Annotated in this window: 15 protein-coding genes; 10 read left to right on the top strand and 5 right to left on the bottom strand. The window is 50.2% G+C overall.

All coding sequences use genetic code 11. The features are described 5' to 3' along the window. Positions 1-154: 154 nt before the first annotated feature. Positions 155-1,537, top strand: coding sequence for a multicopper oxidase family protein (locus tag BZJ21_RS01540; RefSeq protein WP_077460981.1), 1,383 nt, complete (start codon positions 155-157; stop codon positions 1,535-1,537). Between the two features lie 74 nt (positions 1,538-1,611). On the opposite strand, the gene BZJ21_RS01545 is transcribed toward BZJ21_RS01540, so the two are convergent. Then, entirely contained in the window at positions 1,612-3,570 is a 1,959-nt protein-coding gene (locus BZJ21_RS01545) for a methyl-accepting chemotaxis protein (RefSeq protein ID WP_021022943.1), read from the bottom strand. A gap of 238 nt (positions 3,571-3,808) precedes the next feature. On the opposite strand from BZJ21_RS01545, the gene BZJ21_RS01550 reads away from it, so the two are divergent. Further along, entirely contained in the window at positions 3,809-4,156 is a 348-nt protein-coding gene (locus BZJ21_RS01550; RefSeq protein WP_077668959.1) for a carboxymuconolactone decarboxylase family protein, read from the top strand. A 72-nt stretch (positions 4,157-4,228) separates the two neighbouring features. Here BZJ21_RS01550 and gcvT read toward each other — a convergent pair whose 3' ends face one another. Both gcvT and BZJ21_RS01560 read right to left on the bottom strand, forming a co-directional pair. After that, entirely contained in the window at positions 4,229-5,347 is a 1,119-nt protein-coding gene (gene gcvT, locus BZJ21_RS01555) for a glycine cleavage system aminomethyltransferase GcvT (RefSeq protein WP_028569629.1), read from the bottom strand. Positions 5,348-5,407: 60 nt separating this feature from the next. Then, positions 5,408-6,010 (bottom strand): helix-turn-helix domain-containing protein, encoded by a 603-nt coding sequence (locus BZJ21_RS01560; protein ID WP_051109680.1) that lies wholly within the window; start codon positions 6,008-6,010, stop codon positions 5,408-5,410. 597 nt (positions 6,011-6,607) lie between these two features. Between BZJ21_RS01560 and BZJ21_RS01565 the strand changes: the two genes are divergently transcribed. From BZJ21_RS01565 to BZJ21_RS16230, 6 genes are all read left to right on the top strand, one after another. Continuing rightward, entirely contained in the window at positions 6,608-8,008 is a 1,401-nt protein-coding gene (locus BZJ21_RS01565; RefSeq protein ID WP_077668960.1) for an L-serine ammonia-lyase, read from the top strand. Positions 8,009-8,034: 26 nt separating this feature from the next. Beyond that, positions 8,035-9,333 carry a serine hydroxymethyltransferase gene (locus BZJ21_RS01570; RefSeq protein ID WP_077668961.1) on the top strand — a complete coding sequence of 433 codons (1,299 nt, stop codon included), beginning with the start codon at positions 8,035-8,037 and terminating at the stop codon, positions 9,331-9,333. Positions 9,334-9,461: 128 nt separating this feature from the next. After that, positions 9,462-9,839, top strand: a complete 378-nt coding sequence (gcvH, locus tag BZJ21_RS01575) for a glycine cleavage system protein GcvH (RefSeq protein ID WP_077668962.1) — start codon at positions 9,462-9,464, stop codon at positions 9,837-9,839. 15 nt (positions 9,840-9,854) lie between these two features. Beyond that, on the top strand, positions 9,855-12,719 hold the full coding sequence (gene gcvP / locus BZJ21_RS01580; RefSeq protein ID WP_077668963.1) for an aminomethyl-transferring glycine dehydrogenase: 2,865 nt from the start codon (positions 9,855-9,857) through the stop codon (positions 12,717-12,719). Positions 12,720-12,911: 192 nt separating this feature from the next. Beyond that, positions 12,912-13,319, top strand: a complete 408-nt coding sequence (locus tag BZJ21_RS01585) for a hypothetical protein (protein ID WP_077668964.1) — start codon at positions 12,912-12,914, stop codon at positions 13,317-13,319. A 72-nt stretch (positions 13,320-13,391) separates the two neighbouring features. Continuing rightward, positions 13,392-13,565, top strand: coding sequence for a DUF6435 family protein (locus BZJ21_RS16230; RefSeq protein WP_108743183.1), 174 nt, complete (start codon positions 13,392-13,394; stop codon positions 13,563-13,565). Here BZJ21_RS16230 and BZJ21_RS01590 read toward each other — a convergent pair. Further along, the gene (locus tag BZJ21_RS01590; RefSeq protein ID WP_077668965.1) at positions 13,562-15,373 is read right to left on the bottom strand and encodes an ABC transporter transmembrane domain-containing protein; all 1,812 of its coding nucleotides are present in this window, start codon (positions 15,371-15,373) and stop codon (positions 13,562-13,564) included. The two genes, BZJ21_RS16230 and BZJ21_RS01590, sit on opposite strands and share 4 nt — an antisense overlap. 27 nt (positions 15,374-15,400) lie before the next feature. Beyond that, positions 15,401-15,826, bottom strand: coding sequence for a nitric oxide-sensing transcriptional repressor NsrR (gene nsrR, locus BZJ21_RS01595; RefSeq protein ID WP_077668966.1), 426 nt, complete (start codon positions 15,824-15,826; stop codon positions 15,401-15,403). A 108-nt stretch (positions 15,827-15,934) separates the two neighbouring features. On the opposite strand from nsrR, the gene hmpA reads away from it, so the two are divergent. Both hmpA and BZJ21_RS01605 read left to right on the top strand, forming a co-directional pair. Beyond that, positions 15,935-17,119, top strand: a complete 1,185-nt coding sequence (hmpA, locus tag BZJ21_RS01600) for an NO-inducible flavohemoprotein (RefSeq protein ID WP_077668967.1) — start codon at positions 15,935-15,937, stop codon at positions 17,117-17,119. A gap of 184 nt (positions 17,120-17,303) precedes the next feature. Next, complete coding sequence (locus BZJ21_RS01605) at positions 17,304-17,786, top strand: DUF3015 domain-containing protein (protein ID WP_021022964.1); 483 nt, start codon at positions 17,304-17,306, stop codon at positions 17,784-17,786. Positions 17,787-17,806: the final 20 nt, after the last annotated feature.

The following is a 17,806-nucleotide window of genomic DNA, read 5'->3' on the forward strand; positions in this document are numbered from 1 at the left end:
AGGCCGCTTAGATAGGTAGCGACTGGATAGGCATATTTTAACTGCCTCACAAATACAACTGATAACCTTTCTCATTTATTAGCCTTGCGATACAATACCGCATGATTTTTGTGAGTATAAAGGGCGTTGTATGCATAAGGGACAAAAAGGATTGATGACGCAGGGTTGGTCTCGTCGTCGTTTTTTACAATCGACAGTAGCGATGGCTGCTATCTCAACTCTCCCCGCCTGCTCGCTGAGATCTGCCTCCCGACAAACCGGGCAGTGGGAATATCACCTAAGCGCTGAACCAGGCCTCGCGTCACTCGTGCCCGGTCATCAAACCGATGTATTGGCGTTTAACGGTAAGATTCCAGCGCCTACTATTCGTTGTCGGCAAGGCGAGCCAGTGACCATTCACTTCACGAATCATTTACACGAGCCGACGACAATTCATTGGCACGGACTGCGTATACCCATAGAAATGGATGGTGTCCCCTTCTTATCTCAAGCACCAATCCAACCGGGCGAAACCTTTACCTATCGCTTTACCCCCCCTGATGCCGGCACCTTTTGGTACCATCCGCACATGAACTCTGTGGTACAGCTGGGGAAGGGACTGGTCGGAGCCATCGTGGTCGAGGAAGCCACGCCGGTTGTGTTTGATGAAGAGCACACACTGACACTCAAACACTGGCACCTTGATCGTCAAGGCAACTGGAAAGATCTCGCTATCCCTCGCTACAGCGCACGCATGGGCACTCCCGGCGAGTGGGGCACCGTCAACGGCGTTCACCACCCTGAATACACACTGCAAGAAAATGCCACCACACGGTTACGTTTGGCAAACGTGGATAATACGCTCACCTATCCGATTCAAGTGCGAGGCGCAGAGGCTTGGATCATCGCCATTGATGGCAACCCCATCGCAACGCCTCAACGGTTAGAGGAGCATAAAATCGCCCCAGGGATGCGACTAGATATCGGCCTGATTGCACCGAAAGCGGGTAGAAAGATCGAAGTCATGTACATGAAAGGACGTTTTCCATTCTTGTTGACAAGCTTTACCACAACACCGTCAACCTTAACAGACAAGCCCCTGCCCGCTCTGCCACTCAACCCCGTTGCAAAACCAGATTTAGTGAATGCCGAAACCCGTCATTTTGTATTTGAGTGGGCCGGCGCCATTACCCCTGCGGATAAACAAGGAAAAGGAAATCACGACTTTTGGCTGATGAATAAACGTGCCTGGGAGGGGATGAGCAAAGGAAATATTCCTGAGCCAATCGCAAAACTGGAACGAGGGAAGACCTATATTTTCGATTTAAAGAATGTGACCCAGTATCATCATCCGATTCATTTGCACGGCCACACCTTCACGGTGCTGGAAATAGATGGCAAGCCTGTGACGCCGTTCCATACTGATACCGTACTATTAGGTAAAAATGGCCACGCCAAGGCTGCCTTTGTGGCGGATAACCCAGGTCGTTGGATGTATCACTGCCATGTGATTGAGCATATGAAAACTGGCCTGATGGGTTTTGTGGACGTGGTGTAGCAATACGCAAAACACACTAACAATAAAACGGCGAGCCGATACGCTCGCCGTTGCTGTCTTAACCGCAATCACAATCAGGAAGTCGGTTTATCTGTTTTGAACCGATTTACCAGCTCAGATAACTCAGTCGCCACCATACGTAACTCCGCCGCTGTCGCGTTGGTTTGTTCGGCGGTTTCAGCCGCACTGTTGGCACCATCCAATACGTTGGTCACATTCTGATTAATATCTTCAGACACCGAGTGCTGCTCTTCTGTCGCCGTGGCAATTTGTGCCGCCATGTCATGAATTTGTCCGACCAAGCTTTGGATAGTATCAAAGACGCCCAAGGCCTCTTCCGTCGCCTCCGTGGTAGTTTGCGAGTGTTCCACACTGCCTTGTAGCTTTTCTGAAAGCTGATTGGTGCGCTGCGTTAATGCTTGCAAGAGTTCATCAATCTCTTCGGTTGATTTGGTGGTTTTTTGCGATAGCACCCGAACCTCATCCGCCACCACGGCAAACCCGCGCCCATGCTCACCTGCACGCGCGGATTCAATTGCCGCATTCAGCGCCAACAAGTTAGTTTGTTCAGCAATACCTCGAATGGTATCGAGCATGGCGGTGATGTTGTCGTTCTCTTTAGTGAGCTCTGACATGGCGCTATCCGCTTCATTGAGTGTGGTCGCCATTTCTTGCACCGCGGCACGGGTGTTATTCATCAGAGCCATCCCTCGCTCGACTTCCGATTGGCACTGCTGAGCCGAATCCGCCGTTTGATTACAGTTTTGCGAGACCTCGTTTGCCGTGGCCACCATTTGATGGAACGCAGTCGCAATTTGCTCTAACCCTGAACGTTGTTGGTGACTCGCACCGTCCAGCTGCTCGGCAAATTGGGTGGCGTGATCGGCATGAGATGACAGCTTGGTGGACCTGTCCTTGATACCAATGATCAGCTCTTGAATCACATCCACGAACTGATTAAACGCACCCGCCGTTTTACCCAACTCGTCCTGGCTGCGAATCGGTAAACGTTTGGTCAAATCACCATCACCGCTTGCCGCATCACTCAGCCCATCACTAACGGCAATGATAGATGCCGATATACGTTGAATCATAAAGTAGCCAAGCACACCAAAGGCGATAACAAGGATGAGGCTGATGGATAATATAACCGTTTGCAGCTGGGTGACCTGACCTAGGACTTCTTGCTGCGGCACAACCCCAATCAAACGCCAGCCACTCTCTGGTGCTTTGTATTGGTTGACAAAGTAGTCTTCCCCATCAAAAGAAACGGCTGTTAACGACTCACTAAAATTCCCATCGCTATATACACTTGCAACACTACGAGCCGGTTCAAAATTGTTATCTGGATTATTGGGATCAGCGAGCACAGTGCCCGTATCTTCTACCAGTACAATATAACCCGACTTGCCAAGGGTTACATCTCCTAGCATATTGGTGAGCGCCTCTAGGGTTACATCAACACCAATCACACCACTTAGCCCATCTTGCGCAGGAAACTCCATTACGTAGTCAAGCAACGGTGCACCCGTATTGACATCTTGATAAGCTGGCACTCGTACCGCGTTGTTGCGATTACCTTGACCTGTTTGATACCACGGTCGTTGACGGGGGTCATAATCACCGAGCTCTCCCTGTGGCCATTGGATATAATCACCGTTACTCAACCCAAGAAAGACATAAGCGAAATCATCCCGTGAATTTCCCATGGCTTCTAATAACGCATAAGCGCGGCGCTCTGCTGGACTATTTTGTTTGGATGTCATGGGTTGCGTGTCGCCCATATAGTCGGCGACTGAGCTATCTAGCCCCTGTAGCGCCTCACTATTCGCTAGTACTTTAGCGTTAGCAGACAAACCTTGAAGGTAAAATTTAAACGCATTACCTATGTGCTGCATTTCTTTATATGAGCTCTGCTCATAACTTTGCAATGTACTCGTTCGAAACTGATAGAGTGACACAATAGCGATGATAAGCGTGGGCAGGATAACGCCTGTCAAGACAACAACGAGTAAACGTTTTTTAATACTCATACTGATCTCCGTCAGTGACGACACATTGAAGCATTTTCAAAAAATAACTGGTTTGTTTTAAATTAGAACAGCTATTAATGACAATCTAGTTAATATCCAGTTTTGCCCTGAAACTCGCTAGAAACAAAGCTGAATTGCTAGTTTTATAGGCAATTAAAACGCTGTGCCAGACATTAGTTGCATCTTACATGCAAAAATTATAAATTAGCATAATCTAAACAACAAGGAGCGATTGGGAATGAGTAAAAAAGACTACCAAGAGATTAACCAACAACAGTTAGCTCTCAACAAGCAATTTAAGACACACAGCAGCGAGACACTGACTGCATTTGGCCAGCTTCATCGCGCCGCAATGGCAGAAGGCGATCTAGATGTAAAAACCAAAGAATTGATTGCCTTAGGCATCGGAATTGCCGCGCGCTGTGATGGCTGTATCGGCGCACACGTCGCCGCCGCTTTAAAGCACGGCGCGACTAAGCAAGAATGCGTAGAAGCAATTAATGTTGCCATTGTGATGGGCGGTGGTCCGTCGTTGATTTACGGCTCTCAAGCTCTGGAAGCCGTCGAGCAGTTGAGTGAGGCGTAACATTTGAAATAAACAACATAAAAAAGCGCAGTCGCTGCCAACTGCGCTTCTTCATCTATATAAGCTACCGATTTACCCGCGGTAATATCGCTGCGGCACAAACGGCATTTTTTCGACCGTCATAGGCAATTTCTTGCCACGCACTTCAGCGTATACCTCGGTGCCGGGGGCAATAAACTCAGGTGGGAGGTAACCCATCGCCACGGGCATCCCTTTAGTAGGGCCAAAGGTGCCACTGGTCACGATGCCAATTTGGTTGTCGTCCGCATCAAACAGTTTACTTCCTTCACGGACTGGCGCTTTGCTTTGACCGACTAAACCAATCCGCTTCCGACTCACCGCTTTAGTCGCTATTTGATCCAAAATGATTTGCTCACCGGGAAAGCCACCTGCGCGCTCACCATCAGCGCGACGAACTTTACTGATTGCCCAGATTAAGGTTGCTTCAACCGGCGTAGTGGTGGTGTCCAAATCATGACCATACAGGCATAAGCCACACTCCAAACGCAATGAATCCCGCGCACCTAAGCCAATCCATTCTACTGCCTCATCATCGAGCAACGCTTTTGCCAACGACGCCGCATGCTCGGCCGGCACCGAAATCTCAAACCCATCTTCGCCAGTGTAACCTGAGCGACTCACCACACACTCAATGCCGTTGACCGTAATAGGCTGAATATCCATAAAGACCATCTCACTGACCTGCGGGTTAAAGGTCGCCAGCACCTCGGCCGCTTTTGGTCCTTGCAAGGCCAGCAAAGCGCGATCGTCAACAACATCGACGGTTACATCCCCTTTAAGATTATCGCGCAAATGCTGAATATCCTGGGCTTTGCAGGCGGCATTGACCACCAAGAACAAGTGATCGCCTAAGTTCGCAATCATGAGATCATCAAGAATCCCACCTTGCTCATTGGTAAACACCGCATAGCGTTGTTTTCCTTTCGGTAAATCGACGACATCGACAGGCACCAATGTTTCGAGCGCTTTCGCGGCGTCATCACCATGGAGGCGAATTTGCCCCATATGAGACACATCAAATAATCCCGCCTGTTCGCGGCAATGCAAGTGCTCTTTGCGCACCCCTAGCGGATACTGGACTGGCATTTCATAGCCCGCAAAGGGAACCATTTTTGCCCCCATATCAAGGTGCAAGCCGTGTAACGGGGTGGTTAGTAACTCTGCCATCATTCTCTCCATATTGTGCCTGCGGGCATCATGCCCACGTGAAGCAAGGCGTTTGTGTGGTCATTAAGAAGCGGTCACCCATAAGATCAATGCATCGGCGTCACTCACTGACGCCAACATGTGTCCCATGGTGGCGTCGTAATACACGCTATCGCCCTCATTGAGAGTAATCGCTTCATAAAACTCAGAAAAAAATTGAATGCTACCTTCAAGTACCAGCAAAAATTCTTCGCCGTCATGTCGGATCCAATCACTGTAATCCTCAAAAGCACGCGCTCTTACTCGCGATTTAAACGGCATCATTTTTTTGTTGCTTAACTGTGTGGCCAGTAATTCATGCTCATAGGTGCCGGTAGGGTGCGCTTTGCCCTGGCCCGCAAACGTCACATCTCGCCTTCCCGTTGCCTGCCGCTTTTTTGGCGGAGCAAATAACTGCGGGATATCAATGTTCAACCCGTGCGCGAGTTTTTGCATGGCTTGAAAGGTGGGAGATATCTGCTCATTTTCAATTTTGGACAACGTGGAACGCGCCAAGCCAGTGCGCTGGCTTGCTTCTTCAAGCGTTAACCCTAACCCAACCCGTACGGCTTTTAAACGCGGGCCCAGCCGCAATGGCGCAATGGGTTCGCGTGCCTCCCCCTCATGTTGCGATCGTTCTACCTGCATTGAGGGGTACACATCCTGTGTTGATTGATTGGTTGTCACCTAATTGTCGCCCCTATCGGTTATCTCACAGTATGACGCTTTAACGCCTTAACATTTTTAACAAAAAAGTTTCCTATCGGAAAATAGTGATGCCATAAACGTGACATAGCAAGCGAATTGGCACAGGCACGCTACGCGCTCTCTTCATCACCACCCTACCTCTGTTAAAATTAAATATCATAAAATCAATATATTATATATCCAATCACGAATACTGTTCCACGTAATCACTGACGAAAAGCGATGTTTTCATCGACATGGATTTGCAATTTACCCTAGCTTAAGATAAAAAGGCAAACGTTTGCGCTGCATTGATTGAGAGAGAAAAGGTGAGGTTTTGTCTTCAGGATCACAACATAGGTTTCTTATTGGAAATTTATTTTGCGGAAAAGTGAACGCTTAGGTACGTTAACAAAATGTTTAAATCAATGGTAAAGCGCGAGATCTCACCGCTCAACTGTTTGCTGTAACGTGAAGCAATGTCGGCAACACCCGTTGGCATGTAGGACAAGTATAAATAATGATAAAAACGTACCTTACTGATCGAGGAGGCAGGCCATGAGTCACAGCATGTTTGACCTGTTCAAAATAAGCGTGGGGCCTTCAAGCTCACACACTGTCGGGCCCATGGTTGCCTGCGCACGCTTTTCGCAATTTGCGTCGCAAACGCTCGCGCTCGATATGATCCATCGTGTGAATGTCGATTTATACGGCTCTTTGGCGCTGACCGGAAAAGGACATGCCACGGATGTCGCTTGCGTGATGGGATTGATGGGCGAAATGCCCGCGACTATCGAATCAGATGAAATCGATACCATGACTAATATGGTTAAAAATGGTGGCGAACTGCCCTTTGCCGGCCGGCATTATATTCGATTTAACTGGGAGGCAGATATTGCCTTTCATTATGATCAGGTTCTCCCCGCGCATCCTAATGGCATGACTGTCAGCGCATATGATAAAGCCGGTGACTGCTTGACCAGCAAGACCTATTTCTCTGTCGGTGGCGGCTTTGTGGTCGAAGAGGGCGAAACGGATGCCTTGGCAACCAATTTCACGCCACCTTATCCATTTGATAGTGCGGCAACGCTGCTGGCGCAATGTGATCGAACCGGGATGAGTATTAGCGAATTGATGTTCACCAACGAAATTGCGCGCGCCCAGTATCATGACTCGGCAGCAACGCCTGAAACCGTCAATCAAGGGCTCGACCATATATGGCAAGTGATGCGTGAGTGTATTGATCGCGGGGTTCAACAAGGCGGCGTGCTGCCAGGCGGTTTGAACATCAAGCGACGCGCCAAAGGCATGTACGAGGCCATTCATGACAAGCAAGCCCATGGATTACCGACAGATACCAATGATTGGGTCAACCTGTTTGCCATGGCAGTGAACGAAGAAAACGCCGCCGGTGGCCGAGTCGTCACCGCACCGACTAATGGTGCTGCCGGCGTGATCCCTGCAGTACTGGCGTATTACGATAAATTTGTATCGCCCAATAACCCTGAAGGCATCCGCACCTTTATGGCGACTTCCGCGGCTATCGGCTCTTTGTACAAGACCAATGCCTCTATTTCGGCAGCAGAAGTCGGTTGTCAGGGAGAGATTGGCGTGGCGTGCTCGATGGCAGCAGCCGGATTAGCCGCAGCCATGGGCGCAAGTAATCAACAAATTGAAAACGCGGCAGAAATCGGCATGGAGCATAACCTCGGCCTCACTTGTGATCCAATAGATGGCTTAGTGCAGGTGCCCTGCATTGAGCGCAATACCATGGGCGCGGTGAAAGCGATTAATGCGACTCGGCTGGCAATGGGTGGTGACGGCCAGCACCATGTCTCACTCGATAGCGTGATTAAAACCATGCACGAGACCGGCCTCGACATGATGAGCAAATATAAAGAAACCTCACAAGGTGGCCTCGCTACCAATGTGATCCCGATTAATGTTGTGGCCTGTTAGCCACCATCGCCAACAAGGAAAGCGAAATGAAACCGAGCTACCCGAATGTAGAATTGGAGCAGTTTTTCTCCACCAATTTATCGGAATCCGATGGTGCCGTGATGTCAGCCGTGCAAGCCGAACACAAACGCCAACAACAGCAAATCGAGCTTATCGCATCAGAAAACATCGTTTCGCAAGCGGTGATGCAAGCACAAGGTACTTGCTTGACCAATAAATACGCAGAAGGCTATCCAGGCCGTCGCTATTATGGCGGCTGTGAGCATGTCGATGAAGTCGAAGCCATTGCTCAAGCCCGTGCCAAACAGCTGTTTAACTGCGAGTTTGTAAACGTGCAGCCGCACTCTGGCGCACAAGCCAACGGTGCCGTGATGCTGGCACTGCTGCAACCTGGTGACACTATTTTGGGTATGTCACTGGATGCCGGAGGCCACCTTACTCACGGGGCACGCCCTGCGTTATCAGGCAAGTGGTTTAATGCCGTGCAATACGGTGTTAATCAAGAAACTCTAGAAATTGATTATGACGATGTCGCGGCTCTTGCGCGTGAACACCAACCTAAGATGATCATCGCCGGCGGCAGCGCTGTCCCACGCCCAATTGATTTTGCTCGCTTCCGCGCGATTGCCGATGAAGTAGGCGCATATCTGATGATCGATATGGCACACATTGCCGGTTTAGTGGCCACCGGCGCCCATCCATCGCCACTGCCGCATGCGCATGTGGTCACCACCACCACGCATAAAACCCTGCGTGGTCCACGCGGTGGCATGATCCTCACCAATCACGAAGACATCAATAAAAAGATCAACTCGGCCGTGTTCCCCGGTCTACAAGGCGGTCCATTGATGCACGTGATTGCCGCGAAAGCCGTGGCATTTGGTGAGGCGCTAGAGCCTGAGTTTAAATTATATATTGATCAAGTGGTTGCTAACGCCAAAGTACTGGCCGAGGTTCTACAAACGCGTGGCTGCGACATTGTCACGGGCGGCACCGACACTCATCTGATGTTGGTTGATTTGCGCCCGAAAGGTCTAAAAGGCAACCAAACCGAACAAGCACTCGAGCGCGCGGGGATCACTTGTAACAAGAACGGTATTCCATTCGACACCGAGAAGCCAATGATCACATCGGGTATTCGCCTCGGTACACCAGCCGGCACCAGCCGCGGTTTTGGCACCGAAGAATTCCGTCAAATCGGTGAATGGATTGGCGATGTATTAGATGCCCTAGTTGAGGAACCAGACGGCAACGCTGAGGTTGAAGCGCGGATTCGTAAACAAGTACAACAGCTATGTGCCCGCTTCCCGCTTTATCGTCAATAAAGGCATAGCAATAAATAACCATATATCAATCACTTAGGATTATGAGGCAGTAGACTAGTATTTGCCTCAATTTACAATGTAAATTGCTCATAAATCGAGCAGTTCGTAATTTAGCAGGAGAGTAGCAAATGGACGCGACACTGAAGTATTCCGAAAGCCATGAGTGGGTCAAAGACAACGGCGATGGCACAGTCACCATGGGGATCACTGATCATGCCCAAGGCCTACTTGGCGATGTCGTGTTTGTCGATCTACCTGAGGTGGGTGACAGTACTGAAAAAGGTGAAAGCTTTTCTCTGGTGGAATCGGTAAAAGCCGCCTCTGATATCTATGCACCGGTTGGTGGTGAAGTTGTCGCCATTAACGACGATTTAGAAGACAGCCCAGAGTTAGTTAATGACGAACCTTTTGAGGGCGGCTGGATTGCCAAGATTAAACTCGCTGACGACACCAACTTGGATCATCTGATGGATGCGGATGCTTATGCCGCCGCCATCGACGACTAATTCAGGACGAATATCATGACCAAAACGCGTTTACTCGATAGCTTAGTGGCTGATAACGATTTTATTGCTCGCCACAATGGACCGGATATCAAACAACAAGACGCTATGCTGGCGGCGATCAATGCCACCAGCCTTGAGCATGTGATTGAAGAAACCGTTCCTGCGGATATCCGTTTGCCGAAGCCGCTTAATCTGAGTGCGCCGAAAAGCGAAACCCAGATGCTGGCGGAACTGAGCGACATAGCTACGCAAAATACGATAAAGCGTAGCTTGATTGGCCAAGGTTACTACCACACTCATACCCCACCGCCTATTTTACGTAATGTGCTGGAAAACCCTGGCTGGTATACCGCTTATACGCCTTATCAGCCCGAGATCTCGCAAGGCCGATTAGAATCCTTACTGAACTTCCAGCAAATGGTGATGGACTTAACGGGGATGGATTTGGCCAACGCGTCGCTGCTCGACGAAGCCACTGCCGCGGCAGAAGCCATGACCCTGTGTAAGCGTGGCGGCAAGCACAAAGGCAACGCCTTTTTTGTTGCCAGCGATGTGCACCCACAAACCTTGGATGTGATTAAAACGCGTGCCAACTTCTTAGGTTTTGACATCATTGTTGATGACACGGACAAGCTGGATCAGCACGATGTATTTGGCGCCCTACTCCAATACCCCGGCACCACCGGCGAAGTGCGCGATCTCAGTGCGCTTATCGCAGAAGCACAAAGCAAGAAGACGCTGGTCGCGGTTGCTACCGATCTGCTTTCACTCACTTTGCTTAAAGCGCCGGGTGAAATGGGCGCGGATGTAGTGATTGGGTCGGCACAACGCTTTGGTGTGCCTATGGGTTACGGGGGCCCACACGCCGCCTTTATGGCGACACGCGACAAGCTAAAGCGCACCATGCCTGGCCGAGTGATTGGCGTATCGGTCGATAGCAAAGGCAACCAAGCCCTGCGCATGGCGATGCAAACGCGTGAGCAACATATTCGCCGTGAAAAAGCGACTTCCAATATTTGTACCGCTCAAGCCTTGCTGGCCAACATGGCTGCTTTTTACGCGGTGTATCACGGTCCAGAAGGCTTAAAGAAAATTGCTCGCCGCGTGCATCACCTCACCGCGCTGTTCGCCAAATCGGTACAAGCAGCCGGGTTGAGCCTCGCGCACGATAGCTTCTTTGATACCGTAACGTTTAACTCGGGCGAGCAAACCGATGCCTTGTACCAACAAGCGCAAGATGCTGGTTTTAACTTGCGTAAACTGGATGGCCAACTTGGCGCGAGCTTTGATGAAGCGACCACACTGGCAGAAGTCAATCAACTGCTCACCGCACTCACCGGTCAAGGCGATGCAGATGCCGTGGCGAGCGACATTGAAGCCGATGAATTTGCCGCGATCCCTGCCACATGCCGCCGCAGTAGCGCGTACCTAACGCACCCTGTCTTTAACCGCTATCACAGTGAAACCAAGCTTATGCGGTATATGAAGGCGCTGGAAAACAAAGACTTTTCCCTCACCCACGGCATGATCCCGCTAGGTAGCTGTACCATGAAGCTCAACGCCGCGGCTGAGATGATCCCTGTCACCTGGCCAGAGTTTGGCGCCCTGCACCCGTTTGTGCCGTTGGAGCAAGCCAAAGGCTATCAAACACTGGGTAAATCACTGCGTGACATGCTGTGTGAAATCACCGGCTACGACGAGATATCCATGCAGCCGAACTCAGGCGCGCAAGGGGAGTATGCGGGCTTAATCGCGATTCAGCGCTACCATGAAAGCCGTGGTGACAGTCACCGCAACGTGTGCTTGATCCCAAGCTCCGCCCACGGTACCAACCCTGCCTCCGCAGCCATGGTCTCAATGAAAGTGGTTGTAGTTGGCTGTGATGACGATGGCAACATCGACATTGATGATCTGAAAGCCAAGATCGATAAACACCGAGATGCGCTCTCGTGCATTATGATCACCTACCCATCGACACATGGTGTGTACGAAGAAACCGTGCAGCAAGTGTGCGAGCTGGTGCACGAGGCAGGCGGCCAAGTTTACTTGGATGGCGCCAACATGAATGCGCAAGTGGGGCTGACAACGCCGGGCTACATTGGCTCAGACGTCTCGCACCTCAACCTGCACAAAACCTTCTGTATTCCCCACGGTGGCGGCGGCCCAGGTATGGGACCGATTGGCGTGAAATCGCACCTTGCGCCTTTCCTTCCCGGTCATGTGGAGCAAGGCGACGAATTTGCCGTCTCGGCTGCACCTATGGGTAGCGCCTCGATTCTTCCTATTTCATGGGCGTACATCGCCATGATGGGTGAACAAGGCCTGACGCGCGCGACCGAGTTGGCAATTCTCAGTGCCAACTATGTGATGGAGCGTCTGCGTCCCTACTACCCTGTGCTTTATCGCGGCAAAAACGGACGCATTGCGCACGAATGTATTATCGACATTCGTCCTCTCAAAGAGGCATCCGGCATCAGCGAAGAAGACATCGCTAAACGCTTGATGGATTATGGCTTCCACGCGCCGACCATGTCGTTCCCGGTCGCGGGCACGCTGATGGTTGAGCCGACCGAAAGTGAAAGCCAAGAAGAATTGGATCGCTTTTGTGATGCCATGATTGCCATCCGCGAGGAAATTGCCAAGGTGCAAGACGGTGAGTGGACGCTGGAAGACAACCCATTGGTCAATGCGCCTCACACCCAAGCGGACCTGATGGCTGACGAGTGGTCCCACGCTTATTCACGTGAGCTGGCTTGCTTCCCATCCGCCCATAACAAGGCAAGCAAATACTGGCCATCGGTCAACCGTGTCGATAACGTCTACGGTGACCGTAACTTGATTTGTTCTTGCCCTAGCATTGAAAACTATATGGATGAGTAATCCGTTCCGCTCGCGGAAAGAGTGATGTTAAAGGCGAGCCGCTCGGCTCGCCTTTTTTATGAATGGCTTTCTCTGGGCAAACGTTGACATAAGGGTATGAACTTTTAAATGTCGCTGACAAACGCTTGACAGATTGTTCTCCGAACACCGCTACATTCTGTGCCATCTGAAAAAGCAGTATTAAGGCACACTATGAAACCTATCGCTCTCGGTCTCCTGCTCGCACTTGGTCTCACCACTCAAGCGGTGGCGCAAGAAAAAACCAGCATCTCGGCGGGTCTCGCCGTTGATCAACAACTAAGCGCTGTACTGGAAATCGACGATCAATACCGTTTTACCCTCGGCAATGATGGCACCGCGTTTGATTATCTTTTTCAACAAGGCACTTTTGATAATCCCGATATCCCGGTTGATTGGTATGTAGGCGCTGGTGGCTGGGCCGAGTGGGACGACGACTATGGCGTTCGTTTACCGATAGGATTAGATTGGGAAATCACCAAGCAGATCACTGCCTACGGCCAAGTCCATCCAGAGCTTAACTTCCACGGCGGCCCAGAGTTGCAACTTGGCGGCGCGCTGGGCGTGACGTATTCATTCTAGTCACAGCAAGCGGTCATCTAAGCGTAGGTTAATGTCGTACTGAAAGCAGTCATCTATCTAAAAGGATCCACTATGCTCTCGTTTCTAAAACCGAATCCGGTTAAAAAGCTAAAAAAGCAGTACGACGCCAAACAACAACAAGCCTTTGAAGCTCAACGCAATGGCGATATCAGAGGTTACTCACTACTCACCGAAGAAGCGGAAAAGATTGACCAACAGATTAAAGCCTTGGAAAACAAGGCTTAGTGACTTGAAGAAGGGTTAAATTGCCGTTTTACCAAGCGCTGGTATAAAGGGCAGCGTGCCAACAACTCGGTATGACTGCCCACATCCACCAACTTACCTTGATCCATCACCACAATGCGATCAGCATGTTGAATGGTCGACAATCGATGAGCAATAATCAAGGTCGTTCTATTGCGCATCAAGGTGGCCAATCCTTGTTGTACCGCATGCTCACTTTCACTATCCAGCGCGCTGGTGGCTTCATCGAGCAATAAAATCCGTGGGTCCTTGAGAATTGCGCGGGCAATCGCAATTCGCTGCCGTTGGCCGCCCGAAAGCCGCACACCACGCTCGCCCAAAAAGCTGTGATAGCCGTCCGGTAATTGCTGAATAAAGCCGTCAGCGTGCGCTTGAACTGCCGCCTCTTTCACCGCTTGCTCACTGGCGTCTGGCCTGCCGTAGCGGATGTTTCCTATCACATTATCGCTAAACAATGCCGGTTGCTGCGGCACCAATGCCATTTGTTGGCGCAAGGCTTGCGGGGACAAGCGGCGAATATCTTGTCCTCCCAGCGTAATCGCACCCGACTGCGGATCGTAGAAGCGTTGCAGTAACTCAAAGACCGTCGTTTTTCCGGCCCCCGATGGCCCCACTAACGCCACGACTTCACCAGGCTGAATAGCAAGGTTCAGCGTATCAATCGCCGGCTGATGGGGCCGCGTGAGATAATGAAAGTGCACCGCTTCAAAGCGAATATCATTGCTCAGTGATTGGGCATCAACAATCGGTGAGGTAGCGGGAGTACGAATATGACTTTGCACGTGTAAAAGCTCCACCAAACGCTCCGTCGCGCCAGCCGCGCGCTGCAACTCCCCCAGCACTTCCGACAAGGTGGCCATGGAAGAGGCAACCATGATGGCGAAAAACACAAAGGCGCCCAAATCGCCTGCCGACATGGTGCCTTGAATCACATCGCGACCGCCGACCCATAACATCCCTGTAATCGCGCTGAACACAATCACGATCACCCCGGAAATGAGAATGGCTCTTTGTTTCACGCGCTCGCGTCCAATGTGATAGGCACGTTCCACCTCTTGCCCAAATGCGGCTTTGGCGTGATCTTCTACCGCGAAGCTTTGCACGGTTTTAATATTGGTGATGGCTTCACCGGCATAGCTGCCCACATCCGCCATCGAATCTTGGCTTTGCCGCGACAACGCCCGCACGCGACGGCCATAGATAAGTATGGGCACCAAAATAAAAGGCACGGAGGCCAGCACAATTAAGGTCAGTTTAATATTGGTGGCAAACAGCATGATGATAGCGCCCACACACAGCAACGCACTGCGCATCGCCATGGAAAAAGAGGAGCCGATGATGTTTTGCAGCAAGCTGGTATCTGTGGTGATCCGCGACATAATTTCGCCGCTGCCGTGGGTTTCAAAATAACTCGGATGCAGATCAATCACATGATCAAACACCGCTTGGCGAATATCGGCACTGACCCGCTCACCTACCGATGACACCAGATAGAACCGGAAAAAGGTGCCGATCGCGATTAATACCGTGATCAGCAAAATAAACTGTACCGCATTACCCAACTCAACCAGTGATTGCTGTGCAAAGCCTTGGTCGATCAAAAGCCGAACGCCGTGTCCGACCGAGAGTGTTAATGATGCGGTAAAAACCAAAGCCAGCAATGCCGCGCTCACTTGCCAACGGTAAGGGCGGATAAACGCAATAAGCTCCCACAATATAGTCAGATTTTTACTGTTGCGATTCACGGCAGATTGTTTCGATGAGGTATCCGTTGCGGTTTGATTTGCCATAAGTTCACTTAATGCTGTCCTTGCATGTTAAGGGCGGGTGAGTAGGATCATTAACTCGCGATTGTCGTTAATAAGTGCATCGATGGTGCATGTATCCAGCTCATTTAAAAATGCTTGTTTGGCTTTCGCTAATCGGTCTTTTAAACGGCATGCTGGAGTGATATGGCAAAACTCGACCGAGCAATTAACTAGTTCTAGAGGTTCAAGATCGCGTACCACCTGTCCGACGGTAATCGCTGTCGGCGCTTGCAGCAGACGAATACCACCGTTCTTCCCACGCACCGTTTGAATATACTCCAGCTGCCCTAAACGGTTGATGACTTTCACCATATGATTGCGCGACACACCAAACAAGCGCGTCACCTCGGTAATGTTGGTAAGCTCACCCTCTGGCAAGGATGCCAGAAAAATCAAGGTGCGAAGTCCGTAATCTGTAAAGCTGGTTAGTTGCATGTGTACCTCTTACTACCCAGTCAAATTGTAATTCTTCGATTGATTAAAAGATATATTTGAGATACAACTTAAAACATGCATTAAATATACATGTTTAGAGAGACGCTGATGTTAAGCCAACAAACCATTGATATTGTTAAATCAACTGCCCCTGTGCTCGCCGAAACAGGCCCGAAGCTGACGACCCACTTTTATCAGAGGCTTTTCCAACACAACCCTGAATTAAAAGATATTTTTAATATGCGCCACCAGCAAAATGGCGATCAACGTGAGGCGTTGTTCAATGCTATTTGTGCGTATGCGCAGAATATCGATAACTTACCTGCCCTCCTTGGCACAGTAGAAAAAATCGCCCACAAACACACTAGTTTGTTGGTAAAAGCCGAACACTATCCCATTGTAGGTAAGCATCTATTAGCGACCATTGATGAGTTACTCGCCCCCGAACAAGCGGTACTAGATGCCTGGGCGGAGGCGTACCAGGTGCTGGCGGATGTGTTTATCGCAAAGGAACAACAACTTTATCAAGACAGCCATGATCAAGTGGGCGGTTGGCAAGGGCTACGCGATTTTGTGTTGGTTGAAAAACGTCCAGAAAGTGAACAGGTCACCAGTTTTGTGTTTGCACCTAAAGACAGTCAGCCCGTCGCGCCTTTTACGGCCGGACAATACATTGGCATCGTCGTTAATCATACCGGTTTTGAACATCAAGAAATTCGCCAATACAGTTTGTCACACGCGCCTAACGGCCAGCATTATCAGATCTCGGTAAAACGGGAGCCACACGGTCAGGTCTCCAACTACTTACATGATGAGTTAGCTGTTGGTGGTACTGTGATGCTCACGCCACCGGCGGGCGATCTCAAACTGAACGTGGATCAGGGTACGCCCGTCGTATTAATTTCTGGCGGGGTGGGCGTAACGCCAATGTTAGCGATGTTAGAAAGCCTTACCGAACATGATGCGCCCGTCACTTGGCTGCATGCTACCGAGCACGGCAAACTGCATGCTTTCAATCATCCTGTCCGCAACCTCGCGCGTCAGCACAGGCATATCCAGACGCACATTTGGTATAACCAACCTCAACCCGCGGATACGCTTGGACAAGACTTTGATCATACCGGATGGATGGATCTGACTGCGGTGAGCGGTACGTTCAGTCCAGTCACGGTACAGGTTTATCTCTGCGGCCCAGTTGGCTTTATGCAGCATGTCCAAACCCAACTACGCGCCTTGGGCGTCCCTGACGAACAGTTCCACTATGAGTGCTTTGGCCCGCATAAAGTATTATAGCTCGCTATTTCTCTTTCTTTGAGCAGCTAATCCCACGTTTTCAAAGGTGTCGTTGAAATTATACAAAACAGTCAATATAATCATCACACCAAATTTTTAGGGTTTTCCTGCCTAATAATCTCACCTTTGAGAAGCTATTATGAGGTAAACTCTAGTTGCAACACTTTTAATCAAAAGGATTACCATGAAAAAATTTATCGCTATTGCTGCACTTGCTACCCTTCCACTCTCTGGCGCGGCATTGGCAGATTCAGATATCGGCTGTGGTCTCGGCACAATGGTATTTGATGGTCAACAAGGAAAGGTTTACAAAGTACTCGGCGCCACCACAAACGGCACCTCTGGTAACCAAACCTTTGGCATCACCTTTGGTACGCTAGGCTGTGATGGCACAGGCACCATTGATTCGCAGCAGAAGCTAGCCATGTTCATTGACGGAAACATGGATAACCTAGCACGTGATATCGCACGCGGCGAAGGCGAAACGTTGGCAACGCTTTCTGAAGTTTGGGGCATCAAAGATGCAGACAAAGCAGCATTTAACGACGTTGCTAAGCAAAACTTTGCATCGATCGTAACCTCTGATCAAGTCACTTCACAAGAAGTACTGACCAACCTAAATACTGTTGTAGCGCAAAACGAGCAGCTTTCAACGTATAAAATTTAAGCGGTATAACGCTTGACGGT

It is taken from the genome of Salinivibrio costicola subsp. alcaliphilus, from assembly GCF_001996185.1.
GTDB lineage: Bacteria > Pseudomonadota > Gammaproteobacteria > Enterobacterales > Vibrionaceae > Salinivibrio > Salinivibrio costicola.